The organism is Bacillus sp. I-2 (genome assembly GCF_001974945.1).
In the GTDB taxonomy this organism is placed as follows: Bacteria; Bacillota; Bacilli; order Bacillales; family Bacillaceae; genus Bacillus; species Bacillus safensis.
This window is the reverse complement of record NZ_LZRW01000042.1, coordinates 232652-247554: the sequence shown is the minus strand read 5'-3', so window position 1 is coordinate 247554 and position 14903 is coordinate 232652. Positions and strand designations below refer to the sequence as shown.

The 14903-nt window shown below is 42.3% G+C and carries 13 protein-coding genes; 9 read left to right on the top strand and 4 right to left on the bottom strand.

What is annotated here, in order from left to right; translation table 11 throughout:
- The first annotated feature begins 72 nt into the window (after positions 1 to 72).
- Positions 73 to 1587, top strand: a complete 1515-nt coding sequence (locus BAE31_RS12460) for a methyl-accepting chemotaxis protein (RefSeq protein ID WP_076840561.1) — start codon at positions 73 to 75, stop codon at positions 1585 to 1587.
- Positions 1588 to 1626: 39 nt separating this feature from the next.
- Here the strand turns inward: BAE31_RS12460 and BAE31_RS12455 are convergent, their stop codons facing one another.
- Positions 1627 to 2610, bottom strand: a complete 984-nt coding sequence (locus tag BAE31_RS12455) for a Gfo/Idh/MocA family protein (RefSeq protein WP_076840560.1) — start codon at positions 2608 to 2610, stop codon at positions 1627 to 1629.
- 128 nt (positions 2611 to 2738) lie between these two features.
- A complete protein-coding gene (locus tag BAE31_RS12450; RefSeq protein WP_039182663.1) occupies positions 2739 to 3098 on the bottom strand; it encodes a MerR family transcriptional regulator in 360 nt (119 codons plus the stop codon).
- 301 nt (positions 3099 to 3399) lie between these two features.
- Here BAE31_RS12450 and yidA point away from each other — a divergent pair, with 301 nt between their 5' ends.
- Positions 3400 to 4212 (top strand): sugar-phosphatase, encoded by an 813-nt coding sequence (gene yidA / locus BAE31_RS12445; protein ID WP_076840559.1) that lies wholly within the window; start codon positions 3400 to 3402, stop codon positions 4210 to 4212.
- Positions 4213 to 4247: 35 nt separating this feature from the next.
- Here the strand turns inward: yidA and BAE31_RS12440 are convergent, their stop codons facing one another.
- Positions 4248 to 5255 carry a helix-turn-helix transcriptional regulator gene (locus BAE31_RS12440; RefSeq protein WP_076840558.1) on the bottom strand — a complete coding sequence of 336 codons (1008 nt, stop codon included), beginning with the start codon at positions 5253 to 5255 and terminating at the stop codon, positions 4248 to 4250.
- A 125-nt stretch (positions 5256 to 5380) separates the two neighbouring features.
- Between BAE31_RS12440 and BAE31_RS12435 the strand changes: the two genes are divergently transcribed.
- The 3 genes from BAE31_RS12435 (at position 5381) to BAE31_RS12425 (ending at position 8712) form a co-directional block, all read left to right on the top strand.
- Positions 5381 to 6088, top strand: a complete 708-nt coding sequence (locus BAE31_RS12435; protein ID WP_076840557.1) for a class I SAM-dependent methyltransferase — start codon at positions 5381 to 5383, stop codon at positions 6086 to 6088.
- On the top strand, positions 6085 to 7179 hold the full coding sequence (locus tag BAE31_RS12430) for a saccharopine dehydrogenase family protein (RefSeq protein WP_076840556.1): 1095 nt from the start codon (positions 6085 to 6087) through the stop codon (positions 7177 to 7179). Before BAE31_RS12435 ends, BAE31_RS12430 begins: the two co-directional genes overlap by 4 nt.
- A gap of 261 nt (positions 7180 to 7440) precedes the next feature.
- Positions 7441 to 8712 carry an MFS transporter gene (locus tag BAE31_RS12425; RefSeq protein WP_076840555.1) on the top strand — a complete coding sequence of 424 codons (1272 nt, stop codon included), beginning with the start codon at positions 7441 to 7443 and terminating at the stop codon, positions 8710 to 8712.
- Between the two features lie 155 nt (positions 8713 to 8867).
- Here the strand turns inward: BAE31_RS12425 and BAE31_RS12420 are convergent, their stop codons facing one another.
- On the bottom strand, positions 8868 to 10691 hold the full coding sequence (locus BAE31_RS12420; protein WP_076840635.1) for an acyltransferase family protein: 1824 nt from the start codon (positions 10689 to 10691) through the stop codon (positions 8868 to 8870).
- A gap of 225 nt (positions 10692 to 10916) precedes the next feature.
- Here BAE31_RS12420 and BAE31_RS12415 point away from each other — a divergent pair, with 225 nt between their 5' ends.
- The 4 genes from BAE31_RS12415 (at position 10917) to BAE31_RS12400 (ending at position 14901) form a co-directional block, all read left to right on the top strand.
- Entirely contained in the window at positions 10917 to 11792 is an 876-nt protein-coding gene (locus BAE31_RS12415) for an aldose 1-epimerase family protein (RefSeq protein ID WP_076840554.1), read from the top strand.
- Between the two features lie 60 nt (positions 11793 to 11852).
- A complete protein-coding gene (locus tag BAE31_RS12410; protein WP_024427553.1) occupies positions 11853 to 12797 on the top strand; it encodes a sugar-binding transcriptional regulator in 945 nt (314 codons plus the stop codon).
- Between the two features lie 84 nt (positions 12798 to 12881).
- Positions 12882 to 13553, top strand: a complete 672-nt coding sequence (deoC, locus tag BAE31_RS12405; RefSeq protein ID WP_076840553.1) for a deoxyribose-phosphate aldolase — start codon at positions 12882 to 12884, stop codon at positions 13551 to 13553.
- Between the two features lie 166 nt (positions 13554 to 13719).
- Positions 13720 to 14901: a NupC/NupG family nucleoside CNT transporter gene (locus BAE31_RS12400; protein WP_017368363.1), complete on the top strand. Its 1182-nt coding sequence runs from the start codon at positions 13720 to 13722 to the stop codon at positions 14899 to 14901.
- The last annotated feature ends 2 nt before the right edge of the window (positions 14902 to 14903 follow it).

Genomic DNA, 14903 nt, shown 5'->3' with positions numbered 1-14903 from the left:
AAGTCCTAATAAAGAATTGTTTATAAATGTAAAATATTTCAAGAATGTTAGAGTTGAAAGGAGTTATGAAAGATGTTTAAGAGAAAAGCAAATGATTCATCGGCTGAAATCCTTCTGAGTGAAAGCAGCCAATTAATAGAAAGAATCGAAAAAGGAGACCTTTCAGCAAGATTAGATACTGCTGCATTTTCTTCTAGCCAAACGATTGAAGCAGTGGCACAAATCAATGAAGCTTTGCAAAAGATGCAGGAAGCACATGAAAATATTCAAATGCGGGTGGAATTAGTGACAAAAGCCATTCAAGTTGGCTTATGGGATATGGTCGTCATCGCTGGAGATCCAGTCAATCCAAAAAATGAATTCACATGGACGGATGAATTCCGCAAAATGCTCGGCTTTCAAAATGAGCAAGATTTCCCCAATCTATTAGACAGCTGGGCATCTCGAATACATCCGGATGAACAAGAATATACATTAGATGCATTTTCTTCGCATTTATTGGATCATTCAGGGCGTACGCCGTATGATATCGAATATCGCTTAAAGTTAAAAAACGGAGATTATCGCTGGTTCAAAGAAACTGGAACGACCGTTCGTGATCGAAATGGTGTCCCTCTTCGTGTGGCGGGAGCTCTTTTTGATATTCATGATCAGAAATTGAAAGAAGAAGAGCTGCAAGCATTTGTCACAAGATATGACTTAATCAACCGTGCGCTTGTCGAAGCTCCTTGGGACATGGTGGTAGAGGCAGGCGATCCAGTCAATCCAAATAACGAATTCTGGTGGTCTCCGCAGTTCAGAAAAACGCTTGGCTTTACAGACGAAAAAGATTTCCCGAATGTACTGAGCAGCTGGAGCGATCGTCTGCATCCTGAGGATCAAGAAATGGCTCTCCAAGCTTTTGCAGATCATTTAAATGATCACTCTGGACGTACACCGTTTGATATTGATTACAGATTGCAGCGCAAAAATGGGGAGTACCGCTGGTATCATGCCGGTGGTGAAACCATTCGTGATGAAAAAGGTGTGCCTCTTCGTGTGGCAGGAACCATTCGTGATATCACGTTAGAAAAAAACAAAGAGAAAACAGCGAATGAAATGGCTTCACAAGTAGAACAGCTTTCAAGTTCTATTAGTGAGATGGTATCGGGCATTAGCTCTGTGACAAATCAAGCACAGGAGCTTGCTGTTGCTCAAGAGCAGTCAACGTCTGCCGCAAATCTAGCAAAAAATAGTGCTGATGAGACGAAAAATATTTCTGACTTAATCAAAGAAGTGGCGAACCAAACGAACCTGCTTGGTCTAAATGCTGCAATTGAAGCAGCTAGAGCTGGTGAACAGGGCCGCGGATTCTCTGTTGTTGCAGATGAAGTACGGAAGCTGGCGCTACATAGTGCCAATGCAACGGAAAATATCGAATCGAGTTTAACGGAAATGAAAACACAAATTGATGAAATTCTTGAAAATATCTCGAATATGACAGCTCTCACGCAAACTCAGGCTGCTTTAACAGAGCAGGTGAATGCTTCAGTCGATGAAGTGAATCACATGTCTCAGCGTCTTGTGGCGTATTCAAAGAGTATTTAATCGTCAAAAACCGCCCTCTCATAGAAGGCGGTTTTTTCATTAAAATTGATCTGTTGGGAAAACAATACCTGCATCTTTTCTTGCGGCATCAAGAACTTTCATCACGGAGAGACTTTCATCAAGCCATGAATAGCACTGTTCATGATTTTTTGTTTCAATGATCTGCTGGAAAGCTTCTGCTTCATAAAACAGCCGATTTGGATTCGTTTGTGCATTGAGTGAGATGACCCTGTCATCAACATGCAGCAGCACTTCCTCGCACCCATTCGCCCCATTTTTCACATGAATGAAGCCTTTTTCTCCTTGAATCAATGCAAAGTTCATGCTGCTTGTATCCTTACTGCCGACACTTGTCGCAATAAAATCATTGTAAGTGAACGTCAAAACACCAGATGTGTCAATACCGTTTGGATGGCGGTTTGCCTGATATCGGACTTGCTCTGGTGATCCAAAGAGGTTCATGATGAAATGGACATTATAGATATTAATATCCATCAGCGCTCCTCCAGAGAACTCAGGGTTAAAGACATTTGGCGTTTCGCCGGCTAGCAGCTGATTATATTTGCTTGAATATTGACTATAGTTGCATTGAACCAGTTTGATTTTACCTAATTGATGAAGGTGCTTTTTGATCAAATGATAGTTTGGCATATGAACGGTCGTAATGGCTTCAAATAGGAGAAGCTGCTTTTCCTTTGCGAGAGCGATTAAGGCTTCCAGCTCTTTCACATTAGAGGTGAAAGGCTTTTCGCATATCACATGTTTTCCGTGTTTCAATGCTTTCGTTGCATGCTCGCTATGTAAACGATTCGGTGATGCGATGTAAACGGCTTCTACGTGAGGATCTTCTAGCATAGCAGTTAGATCCGTATAAGTTGTCTGCACCCCAAATTTGTCTGCGAGCTTCTTTGCCGTTGCTTCCTTTCTTGAATAGACAGCGTGACAAGAAGCACCGTCGAGCTGTTCAATCGCTTGCAGGAAGCCTTCCACAATGATACCTGTTCCGATGGTTGCGATGTTCATTCTCAAAACCCCTTCCACTCGTTTAAGCTGACTCTAGTATAACCGATGTTTTCATTGAACGTGTACTGAGATACATGAGCGAAGTGTGCCAGTGATCAACACCGGCACACCTTTGGCAGCCCTTACAATCAGCTGATGTTTGCTAATGTTTGCTTTGTTAACAATTGAATGGCAGCCTTCCTTTTTTTTAACTCTTGAATAGAGTGCTGGATATCTTCGACTTTTTGCTCGAGCAGCTGTTCAGCTTCTGTTTTTGACTGTTTTTCGAAAAGTGATTTGATAATTTCACGAATTTCTTTAAGGGAGAAATCTAGCTTTCTCGCTTCGGTGATAAATGATAGCATGAGTACATATTTTTTATCATATAGACGATAGCCGTTATGTGCTCTCTTTGGCTCTGGGAGCACTCCCTCATTTTCGTAAAAACGAATGGTTTCAATATGTACACCAGACATTTTTGACAATTTACCTCTCGTAAACGTAATCATTCCCTGCACCTCCTTTCTTTGCTATTCATCATACAATTAGATTTACTCGTTTCAAAACATTCTATAGTGGTGGACAATTGTTCTGTTTTACTTGTTTCAAATGGGTGATCAGCACGATGAATAGAATGCGTTATAATAGAGTAGACTCATGTGATATTTGTTACAGATAAGAACAAGTAGACAGCGTGAAGAAAAAACGATAGGCTAAAATAGGTAAATAGTAATGAAATAACCTGTCATCATCGTAATGGTGGCTCAAAATAGTGACAGCACGTTTTTGCTGAGAAAAGGGGACCAGTGAATGTATAAATTAGTCGCAATTGATATGGATGGTACGTTATTAAATGATCAACATATGGTGCCGGATGAAGTGTTTGAAGCCATTCAACAGGCTAAGGCAGAAGGAATTAAAATTGTTTTATGTACAGGCCGGCCAATTGGCGGTGTAAATCGCTATTTAGCTGATCTTCAGCTTGATCAAGAGGGAGATTATGTGATCGCCTATAATGGAGCGCTTGTTCAAAACAGCCATACAAATGAAGTGGTGTCAGAGCTGACATTATCCTATGATGACTTAACTTCGTTATATGAATTGAGCCGTCAGCTGGACACGCCGATGCATTATTTCGATTCAGCCAATTTATACACACCGAATCGCGATATTAGTGAATACACAGTGCTTGAATCCTATTTAACAAAACTGCCGCTGAAATATATGCCTGTTGAAGAGGCAGATTCATCGATGAGACTTCCAAAAATGATGTATATTGATCAGCCAGAACGTTTGGAAAAAACGATACAAGCCATTCCATCTGAAGTGAAGGAAAAGTATATGATGGTGAAAAGTACAGATTTCTTCCTTGAAATCCTGCATCCTGATGTGAGTAAGGGAAATGCCGTGAAGCTTCTAGCGAAGGAGCTGGGAATTCCTCGTGAAGAAGTCATGGCTATTGGGGATAACGGGAACGACGTCTCAATGCTAGAGTTTGCGGGCTGCGGCGTCGCTATGGGAAATGCCATTGATGATGTCAAAGCCGTAGCTGATATTGTAACAAAATCTAATAATGAAGCCGGAGTAGCACATGTCCTGCATGAGCTGGTTTTAGGAAAATAAGAAAAGAGCGGTCTGCCAGTGCGGCAGCCGCTTTTTTATATATTGGAGAAAAAGTAAACAAGCATACGTCTGCTGTTTAAATTTGTTTTTTCGAGCATCGCCTTTACATGATCATGTACAGTATGGGTCGAGATAAATAACGTACTGGCAATTTCCTTCGTGGATTGCCCTTTTATTAAGCAGTCAAGGACGTTCATTTCTCTTTCTGTCAACCGATATGTTTTCGCTATATAAGGGAGAATGTCACTTGTTTGAGCTCGCTTAATATGAATCATGACAGCCTCTTCCTGCCCAGCTGCCTGCGCTAATCGAAATGCCTGAAGAGAGAGAAAAAGTCCTGTCGGCATTCTGGATATGCTGACCGCTGTTTGGTCACCGCCACCATATAATAGCTTAGCGCCTAATGCTCTGAGCGGACGGGGCATGATGGTGTTATCGTCAATTTGTTCAAAGGTTTGGAAGGTGTGAAGCCAATGAAGTCCAGCTTCATTTCCATAAAGAAGATGGTAATCGTGTGAAAGAATGAGGAAGCCTTGATGTTCCGCCGTTTCATCTTCTTCCGTTTCTCTTTTTTTGAAAAGCTCATCCCTCAGCTTGGCTGCGAGTGCTGGTGATTGGCGGCTAACTGCTTGTATGTCTTTTTCATGAAAAGGTTTCTTCCCCTTTTTCCGATAAAGGCTTGCGATACCCCAGCATTCACCTTGGATCACAAGGGCCGCCCGCAATTCATCTGCCCATCCATTAGGTAACAAGATGTGGTGGTATCGACCGCTATTGAGATATTCTCCGCTTTGGACGAGACTCGCAGTGTGTACAGGACCTTTAGCCAGATCCTCATGCTGGTGCACATCATTTTTTAAAAATTCATTTTGAAACAGCTGGTTATGTATGGCTTCAATCGGTTCATCTGTGAAAGAACCCGTCGAGAGGAGGGTCGCTGGATCAATGGTTGTGATACAGGCAGCATCAAAATCACAGATATCGGCAAGTTCGTCTCGAATGTTTTTCCTCAGCTGCTGAAAATGAGCGGCTGGATTGGTCACTTGATCTCCTCCTCAATATCCCCACTTTTAGGGATCGTTTTTTCTCATCTATCTTCTTACAATGAAGATAACATACCGTTAGTGTAAAGGAAACGAAGCAAAGCGGAAACTGGAGGAGAAGACATATGAGTGTAAATCAACATTGGCATGATTCTGTTGCTGAATCTTATGCAGCAACAATTGCGCATAAAGTACCGGGCTATCATCTTTTGCATGAGCTGACAGTGGATAGAATAGAAATCGAATTAACGGGAGCGGCTTCTCGTATTTTGACAGTCGGAGCAGGTGGGGGCGAAGAGATCATCAACATGCTTCAAAGAAATAAAGACTGGCATCTCACAGGAGTTGATCCATCTCCAACCATGCTTGATATGGCGAAGCGCAGAGTGGCACAGCTTCATATGCAGGGGCGCGTCACTTGGTATGAGACTGCCTTAGACAACGTGCCGGTTAAAAAGTTGTACGATGCAGCGGTGAGTTTGCTTGTCATTCATTTTGTAAAAGATCATATGACCTTTTTAGAGGAGATCGCCCGCCGGCTTGAGCCAGGTGCACCGCTCATGATGGCGTTTATTCAAGGAGACCCGGAAACGCCTGCATTTCGGCAGGAGCTTCATATGCTTTCTCTATTCATGAAACGTCAAGGCTTGGGAAAAGACGTGTTTACGTCCTTTCAAGAAAGGCTGGGTGTAACAACATATCCCATGTCTGAAAAAGAGATGACAGGACAATTAACCAAAGCAGGATTTCAAGACATCAGACCTTATTTTCAAGCTGGCATGATCAAAGGGATTGTTTGCAAAAGAGGTCATAGAAAGGCGGTTGGAAAATGAAGTCAAAGATTATGGTGATAGGCGGCTATGGACATGTAGGGCAGCAAATATGTCTTCAACTAAGTGAAGTGTACCCAGGGCAAGTCTTTGCGGCTGGCCGAAGTTATGAGAAGGCTGAACAATTTTCACACCAAACCAATGGGCGTGTACTTCCATTTCAGATAGACGTCAGACAATCAATGTATACGGACTGGATGGATGAAACGAAACTCGTGATCATGTGTCTTGATCAAGATGACACGTCATTTGCTGAAACATGCTTACGGTCAAACATTGATTATCTCGATATTTCGGCAAAAGGAGCCTATATTGAGCAGCTGGCAAAGGTACAGCAGGAATTGAACGCAACGGCTGTGCTTAGCGTAGGTCTTGCACCTGGTCTCACCAATTTGCTGGCAGCGAAGGCGGCATCTAAGCTGACCTCTGTTGAGCAAATTGATATTGGCATCATGCTTGGGCTAGGTGATCAGCATGGTAAAGCAGCCATTGAATGGACACTTGATCAAGTGCATACGGATTATGAGCTGACGGAAAATCATCAGCGAAAGAAAGTCAAAAGTTTTTCTGGAGGGAAACGCATCGATTTTGGCAAAATGCTCGGAAAGCGGCAAGCCTATCAGTTCCCTTTCTCTGACCAGCAGACATTGCCTTCGACGCTCCACGTGCCTTCTGTGACAACAAGGCTCTGTTTTGATTCTCGCGCGGCGACACGTGCATTTGCTCTCACAAGGAGACTCGGAATGACGTCACTTCTCACTATGCCGAAAATTAAGGAACGAGCTATTTCACTGATTCAATCTGCTCAAATGGGTACAGATCAATATGCAGTGAAAGTGGAAGCGACAGGAATGAAGGGCAACAAGATTCATCAAGCAGCGCTTGGAATAAAAGGTCGAGATGAGTCTCAAGCAACAGCTCAAGTCGCCAGTGCTGCGGCACTGCATGTATTGAGCAGGCAGTTTCAGGCAGGTGTTTTTCATATCGAAGAATTATTTTCATTAGCGTATGAGAATGGTGATTTTGCGTTGGTGGATCAAAAAACGAAGGAAAAGCGGACGTTAGCGGTGAGAGCCAGCCTTTTAACGGCATAAAAGAATACTAGCAGGATGCTAGTCTGGGTAACGAGATGAAAACATCTTCACTCTTTATAAAAGATATGCGTTAGCTCAAAAGAACAGATCAATCATGCGGCGGCTTTAATCATGATCGTTTAAAAACAAGGTGTCTATGATCCGAAAACAAAAGCTTGCTATCAATGTAAATGGCTGAGAGTGAAAGAGATTCAACTAGAGGATTGTAGACTGAACTGATAAAATGGTAATGGTTACATTTTGCAAAGTGGGTGTTTACAAGTGTTAGATACAGAACAAGATGTAGTGAAGAATTATATAGATTCACCCCAAAAATTGAAAAAATTATATAAACGGGTATTGTTCGTTGTCAGTCTATCGCAAATATTTGGAGGGGCTGGAATAGCCGCAGGGATTACGGTAGGTGCACTTTTAGCTCAACAAATGCTTGGAACTGAAGCCTATGCAGGAGTCCCAATTGCTTTATTTACTTTGGGGTCAGCTGGGTCAGCTTTCATTGTAGGAAAGCTTTCACAACGTTATGGACGACGCATCGGTTTATCGATAGGTTTTGTTGCTGGAGGGCTCGGAGCAATTGGCGTTATGATTGCAGCTATGATGAATAGTGTTATTTTATTATTTGCATCGCTCTTCATTTACGGTGCAGGAACATCCACAAATTTACAAGCGCGTTATGCTGGGACTGACTTAGCTAATTCTAAACAACGTGCAACTGCAATTAGTACGACAATGGTCATGACAACATTTGGGGCAGTAGCAGGTCCGAATTTAGTTGAAATGATGGGTAAATTCGCAGTATCAATTGGTGTTCCAGCACTTACGGGTCCTTTTATTTTATCAGCAGCAGCATTTATTGTAGCAGGTCTTGTCCTTTTTATTCTGCTGCGTCCTGATCCGTTAGTCATTGCCCGAAGAATAACAGCTTACAAAGCAGAACACGGGCATGGAAATAAACCAGATGCTGCTGATAAAAAAATAGATAAAAAAGGGCTTACAGTAGGTGCCACGGTTATGGTCTTAACTCAAATTGTCATGGTTGCACTCATGACCATGACACCGGTGCATATGCAGCATCATGGTTATGGATTAGCCGAAGTGGGAATTGTTATAGGTTTTCATATAGGGGCAATGTATCTTCCTTCACCTATCACGGGTGTACTTGTAGATAAACTAGGACGAACAGCTATGAGCATAGCGTCGGGCATAACATTGTTACTTGCTGGTTTATTAGCAGCATTCGCACCAAGTGATTCAATGATTCTATTAATCATTGCTCTGTCTTTACTTGGGTTGGGATGGAACTTTGGTTTAATTAGTGGTACTGCTCAAATAGTTGATTCTACAGAACCATCAACTCGGGCAAAAACCCAAGGAACACTCGATGTTTTTGTTGCGTTAGCAGGTGCTTCTGGCGGTGCTCTTTCAGGAATGGTAGTTGCGAATGCGAGTTATGCTGCATTATCTTTAAGCGGAGGGATTTTATCGTTAATTCTCATACCTGTCATAGTTTGGTCATTTAAAAGTAAAACATAATGCAGCTCCGTGCTGTGGATGTTCCTGTAATCCATCACAAAAAAAGACATGCCCCCAATCATGGGAAAGCATGTCTTTTTTTTTATCTTCCATTAAAATACGTTTTGCTTATTAGTAGAGCAACTGTACAAATTCTTCACAGAATGCTAGTCTTCTTATGATGTAGATGACACATCCCCTTTTTTCTTAATGCTTGCTGTGATGAGCTGTGTCAGTGTGTCAGAACCTTTTTTTGAAAGGTGGACACCATCGGACTGAAAATAGGATGGCTGTCCAGTCGCGGCTGAATGCCAATCGACCAAGGTAACATTTTGATCTTGATCGGCCACTCGCTGAATGACCGCATTCACATCATTTTCCCATGACCTTGGAACCCTCGTATTCACTAGGAAAATATGTGCCTTAGAAAAGTTTTGAATGAATGCTTTCAGCGTGTCCTCAGTAAAATAACCATTTGTACCAAGTTCAATGATAACAGCAGCATCAGATTGATTAAATGATTTGTATTGAGGGGCGATGCTGACGGCTTCGTTCATCTGTCTGCCAACTTTCCCATCGATGGTGATTTGTTTATATGCTTTTTCAAGATTCGGCGCAATGTCTAGCATGACAGAATCACCAATGGCAAGAACTTGGTGAAATTGTTTTTGATCAGCTGCTTTTTTCTCGTGCTTTTCTTTCTTTTTCTTCGCTTTTGATTCCGATGGTTCGGCTGTTTTTTTCGGTGTTGTCTTAATTTGCGTCACTTCCTTCACATGTGGGGAGGAAGTGGACGAGTTAGACATGCCAATGATAAATAAGATCAAAAGAGCTGCGGTGATTCCAAGGAACACCTTATTAGATGTAGACCACTGTTTGATTCCTTTTTTCCAAATAGACCAAGAGGAAAAATATTGTCTGAAGCCATGCTGGCGGATCGGCTGTTCGATGAAGCGATAGGAAGCCTCAGCAACTAGTAAAATGGTGATGAGCTGCAATGTGACACGCGCTATGGAAGGCTGTCCAATTTCAATGACCGGTGTGGTCAGTACGATAATGGGATAATGCCACAGGTAAATACCATAAGATCGCTTACCTAGCCAGACGAGCGGCTGAAAGGACAGCCATTTCCCTATAAGACTTGCAGGGTGGCAGACGCACGCAATTAAGATGGCCGCATTCAGACAGAATAAAAGCATGCCGCCCTGATAGAGAAAGGCATCGAAATCGTCCACTGCATAAACACAAAGAAGGAAAATCGCAAACGAACCGAACCCGGCAATATGTAAAATACGTCTGCCAACAGGAAGTAATTTTTTGCTGGACAGTCTTTGCATAGGCCACACAAATGCCAGGCTGCATCCAATCAGGAGCGCAAATGCACGAGTATCTGTTCCATAATAAACCCTGCTTGGATCGGTATCTGGTGAATAAAGATTCGCCATCCATAAGGCAGAGACAAGTGCAAGTCCAAAGGTGATCATAGGCAGATGAGATCTGTTTTTTACCCATTTCAGCCCTGCAATCAACAGTACCGGCCAAATGATATAAAATTGCTCTTCTATTGCCAGAGACCACAAATTTTTCAGTGGAGATAGGGCATTGAAGCTATCAAAATAAGAAAGCTGGTGAAAAATGTACCACCAGTTACTGACATAAAAAAAGGACGATATGGCATCGCCACGAATGGACAATAATGCGTTTGATCCAGCAATCGCGCACCAGCTGACGGTTATAAAAATCATGATGTAAGCGGCTGGAAGAAGCCTCCTAATCCGTCCCATCCAAAATGGCAAAAGCTCTTGATAGCCTAAATCCTGCTTATGTAACAAGATCGTTGTAATCAAGTAACCAGAAATGACAAAAAATAAATCAACGCCAAGAAACCCGCCGCTTGCGGGTCCGATATGTAAGTGATAAGCAATGACTGCCAATACAGCAACGGCTCTTAGTCCATCTAATCCTAAAATATAACGAAAACGATTTTCCTTGCTGTTCATGAAAATGAATCCCCCATCAATGTCAAACGCTTCTTTTTGTTGTTCATTCAAAAGAGCAACGATTCTTTTATTTTATATAAGATTAGACGAATCAGCATTACATTTTGTTGGCGAATTTCTGTCTTTTTTAAAATTTTTTTAATTGGTGGGTAAGAGAAGTCGAATTTGATACTCAAAACCAAAATCCCTGTCATAATAAAAGAAGAAGGAAAGGGGATGTATTGAATGAAAACGATCGAAAATGATCAGTTATTGGTTCAGATTCATGAAAAAGGAGCGGAAGTCAGGGAGGTGCTTGACAAGGAAAGCGGGCGTCACTATATGTGGTCTGGTGATCCAGCTTATTGGGGCAGGGTGTCGCCTGTCTTGTTTCCGATTGTTGGGCGATTAATGAATGATCAATACAAGATTGACGATCAAACCTTTGAGCTCACGCAGCATGGTTTTTTACGTGATGTCAATTTTGATTTATATGAAGAAACGAAGCATACGGTGACCTTTCAATATGAATCAAGAGGCAGGCACGTGAAGCAATACCCGTATGAATTTACAGCGCGAATTCGTTATGAACTATTGGAAAATGGACTGAAGATTTCCTGGGAAATTGATCATGACGAAGAGGATACGATGTATTTCTCCATTGGAGGACACCCAGCATTTCGTATTCCGCTTGTTGAAGGCGAGCAAACAGGAGATTATTCACTCACATTGACACCTTCCACTGAACATCTCCCTGTGCAATATGAACTGCGGAATTCACTTGTCAGAGAGAAAGAAAAAGGCATTCAGCTTGAGCCGATCCAGCTTCGGCCGGAGCTTTTTCAGTTTGATGCGATGATCTTTAGCCATATCAATCGAGTGTCATTGACTTCAGGGGCAGGTCACGGGGTTGAGGTCGATCTCACTGGCTTTCCTTTCGTTGGCATTTGGTCGCCTTATGATCAAGAAAAAGGAACGATGGCTCCTTTTGTTTGTATTGAGCCGTGGTATGGCATCGCCGATAGGGAAGGGACGAATGGACAGTATAAAGAGAAGTTTGGCATTCAAACATTAGAAAAGGATGAGACCTTTCATGCCGCTTATACAATTTTCTTCAAATGAACATTTGTGCATGATGAGGTGAACAATTTGTTATGATAGAAGAAAAAAGGGGGCGTATGAATGGATCGAGAGAAACAACAGCTGAGTATTGAAGCGGCAAGGCTTTACTATTTGTCTGATTACAGCCAGCAGGAAATTGCCAAACAGCTCGACCTGTCGAGACCGACTGTATCTCGGCTGCTTCAATATGCGAAAGAGAAGGGGTACGTCCAGATTACGGTGATGGATCCGTTTGAGGATTTAAATGAGCTTTCTTCATTGCTCAAGGAAAAATATGACCTGCTCGAAGCTCATGTGGTGTTTTCGCCAAAGGACGACTATCCAACCATCACCGATTATTTGAGCCGATTTGGTGCAGATTACTTGCAAGAAACGGTGAAAGACGGCGATATCGTTGGCGTGAGCTGGGGAACGACTATGTATCAAATTGCACAAAAGATGCAACCTAAACAGGTAAAAGGTGTAGAGGTTGTCCAGCTCAAGGGTGGAATCAGCCACTCTCATGTGAATACATATTCGGCGGAAACCATCCAGTTGTTTGCTGAGGCCTTTCAAACAGCACCGCGTTATTTGCCGCTTCCTGTTGTATTTGATAGTGCTGCCGTTAAGGAGATGGTTGAGCAGGACAGGCATATTCAGCGAATTATTGAAATGGGCAAGCAGGCGAATATCGCTGTGTTTACTGTTGGAACGGTAAGAGATGAAGCACTTTTGTTTAGACTAGGTTATTTCCGTGAAGAAGAAAAAGCGCTCCTCAAGGAATCCAGTGTCGGAGACATTTGCTCACGTTTTTATGATCAAGATGGACGCATTTGCAGTGAAGCCATTAACAATCGCACAATTGGCGTAGAGCTAGATGATTTAAGGACAAAAGAACGATCCATTCTTGTCGCTGGCGGTCATCGAAAGGTGGCTTCTATACACGGCGCACTAAGAGGAAAATATGCGAATGTATTGATCATCGATCAGCACACAGCGAGGGCTCTTTTAAATGTCACAAAATAGATGAACAAAATTTCATAACTATGTTTACAATTGTTCACTCGTCATATATGATGAAAGTATCATAATTAAAAGGAAGTGTGAAGCATGACGATAGCAAAGCTCATTGATCATACAGCACTAAAACCAGATACAACTAGAGCTGCAATTATGCAGTTACTTGAAGAAGCAAAGACTCATCAATTTGCATCTGTTTGCGTAAACCCAACTTGGGTATCTCTAGCGTCGAAAGAACTAGCAGGAACAGGTGTTGATGTATGTACAGTCATCGGTTTCCCGTTAGGCGCAAACACAACAGCGGTGAAAGCATTCGAAACAAAGGATGCCATTGAAAACGGTGCAACAGAAGTGGACATGGTCATCAATGTTGCGGCATTGAAAGACGGCGAATATGATGTGGTTGAACAAGATATTCGTGCAGTTGTAGACGCAGCAAAAGGCAAAGCATTAGTGAAAGTCATTATTGAAACATGTTTACTTACTGATGAAGAAAAAGTCAAAGCTTGTGAGCTTTCAGTGAAAGCGGGCGCTGATTTTGTGAAAACATCGACTGGATTTAGTACAGGCGGTGCAACGGCTGAGGACATTGCATTAATGCGTAAAACAGTAGGACCTGACATCGGTGTGAAAGCATCAGGCGGCGTGAGAACAAAAGAAGACGTTGAGGCAATGACAGCTGCAGGTGCTACCCGTATTGGCGCAAGTGCAGGCGTTTCCATTATCAAAGGGGATCAATCAGCTACTTCGAAAGACTATTAATTCATACGATCCTATGGTAGGATAACATTCATGACTCATAAATGATGAAAAAGTCATATGCGGAAGGAACTCACTTCTGGGAATTTCTTCCGCGTTTTGTTTGCGAAATAGGGTTTGTTCCATACAAGCGCATTAATGTAAACGAATTCATTCAAGGAGGAAAAACATGAAATACGTGATTGGTATCATCGGTTTGCTAGTGATTCTCGCCATTGCATGGCTGGCTAGTAATGGGAAAAAACGAGTGAAATTCCGTCCAGTAATTGTCATGATTGTACTGCAATTTATTTTAGGTTATATTCTGCTCAATACAGGTGTTGGAAACTTTCTAGTCGGAGGCTTTGCAAAAGGATTCCAAATGCTTCTAGGCTATGCCGGCGAAGGAATCAACTTTGTATTTGGCGGGTTAATGAATGATAATGCGTCCACTTTCTTCATCAATGTTTTACTGCCGATCGTCTTTATCTCGGCGTTAATCGGTATTCTGCAGCATTGGCGTATTCTTCCGCTTATCGTACGCGGAATCGGATATTTGCTTAGTAAAGTAAACGGTATGGGGAAACTAGAATCTTACAACGCAGTAGCGTCTGCGATTTTAGGTCAATCAGAAGTCTTTATTTCTATTAAGAAACAGCTTGGATTATTACCTCAGCAGCGTCTTTATACATTATGTGCATCTGCAATGTCGACGGTATCGATGTCGATTGTTGGTGCGTACATGCAAATGATTAAACCAGAGTACGTGGTTACAGCACTTGTGCTGAACCTATTTGGTGGATTTATTATCGCATCGATCATCAATCCATATGAAGTCTCTAAGGATGAAGACATGCTTGAAGTCGTTGAGGAAGAAAGACAATCCTTCTTCGAAATGCTTGGCGAATACATTATGGATGGTTTCAAAGTAGCGATTGTTGTTGCTGCAATGTTGATTGGATTCGTTGCATTAATTGCGATGATTAACGGTATCTTTACAGCAGTCATCGGTGTTTCTTTCCAAGATGTACTTGGATATGTCTTTGCTCCATTTGCGTTCCTTGTCGGTGTACCTTGGAGCGAAGCAGTACAAGCAGGAAGCATTATGGCAACCAAAATGGTATCGAACGAATTTGTTGCGATGCTCGCTCTATCTGGAGACGGCCTGCATTTCACTGCTCGTACAGAAGCGATCATTTCTGTATTCCTTGTATCATTTGCGAACTTCTCTTCTATCGGTATCATTGCTGGAGCAGTCAAAGGCTTAAACGAAAAGCAAGGAAACGTAGTCGCACGCTTTGGATTAAAGCTGTTATTCGGTGCAACTCTTGTCAGCTTCTTAACAGCAGGCGTTGTCGGTTTGATTTACTAATT

Bases quoted from the DNA above. Each gene is read 5' to 3' on its own strand.
- BAE31_RS12460 (WP_076840561.1), top strand. From the start codon at position 73: ATGTTTAAGAGAAAAGCAAATGATTCATCGGCTGAAATCCTTCTGAGT.
- BAE31_RS12455 (WP_076840560.1), bottom strand. From the start codon at position 2,610: ATGAACATCGCAACCATCGGAACAGGTATCATTGTGGAAGGCTTCCTG.
- BAE31_RS12450 (WP_039182663.1), bottom strand. From the start codon at position 3,098: ATGATTACGTTTACGAGAGGTAAATTGTCAAAAATGTCTGGTGTACAT.
- yidA (WP_076840559.1), top strand. From the start codon at position 3,400: ATGTATAAATTAGTCGCAATTGATATGGATGGTACGTTATTAAATGAT.
- BAE31_RS12435 (WP_076840557.1), top strand. From the start codon at position 5,381: ATGAGTGTAAATCAACATTGGCATGATTCTGTTGCTGAATCTTATGCA.
- BAE31_RS12430 (WP_076840556.1), top strand. From the start codon at position 6,085: ATGAAGTCAAAGATTATGGTGATAGGCGGCTATGGACATGTAGGGCAG.
- BAE31_RS12420 (WP_076840635.1), bottom strand. From the start codon at position 10,691: ATGAACAGCAAGGAAAATCGTTTTCGTTATATTTTAGGATTAGATGGA.
- BAE31_RS12415 (WP_076840554.1), top strand. From the start codon at position 10,917: ATGAAAACGATCGAAAATGATCAGTTATTGGTTCAGATTCATGAAAAA.
- BAE31_RS12410 (WP_024427553.1), top strand. From the start codon at position 11,853: ATGGATCGAGAGAAACAACAGCTGAGTATTGAAGCGGCAAGGCTTTAC.
- deoC (WP_076840553.1), top strand. From the start codon at position 12,882: ATGACGATAGCAAAGCTCATTGATCATACAGCACTAAAACCAGATACA.
- BAE31_RS12400 (WP_017368363.1), top strand. From the start codon at position 13,720: ATGAAATACGTGATTGGTATCATCGGTTTGCTAGTGATTCTCGCCATT.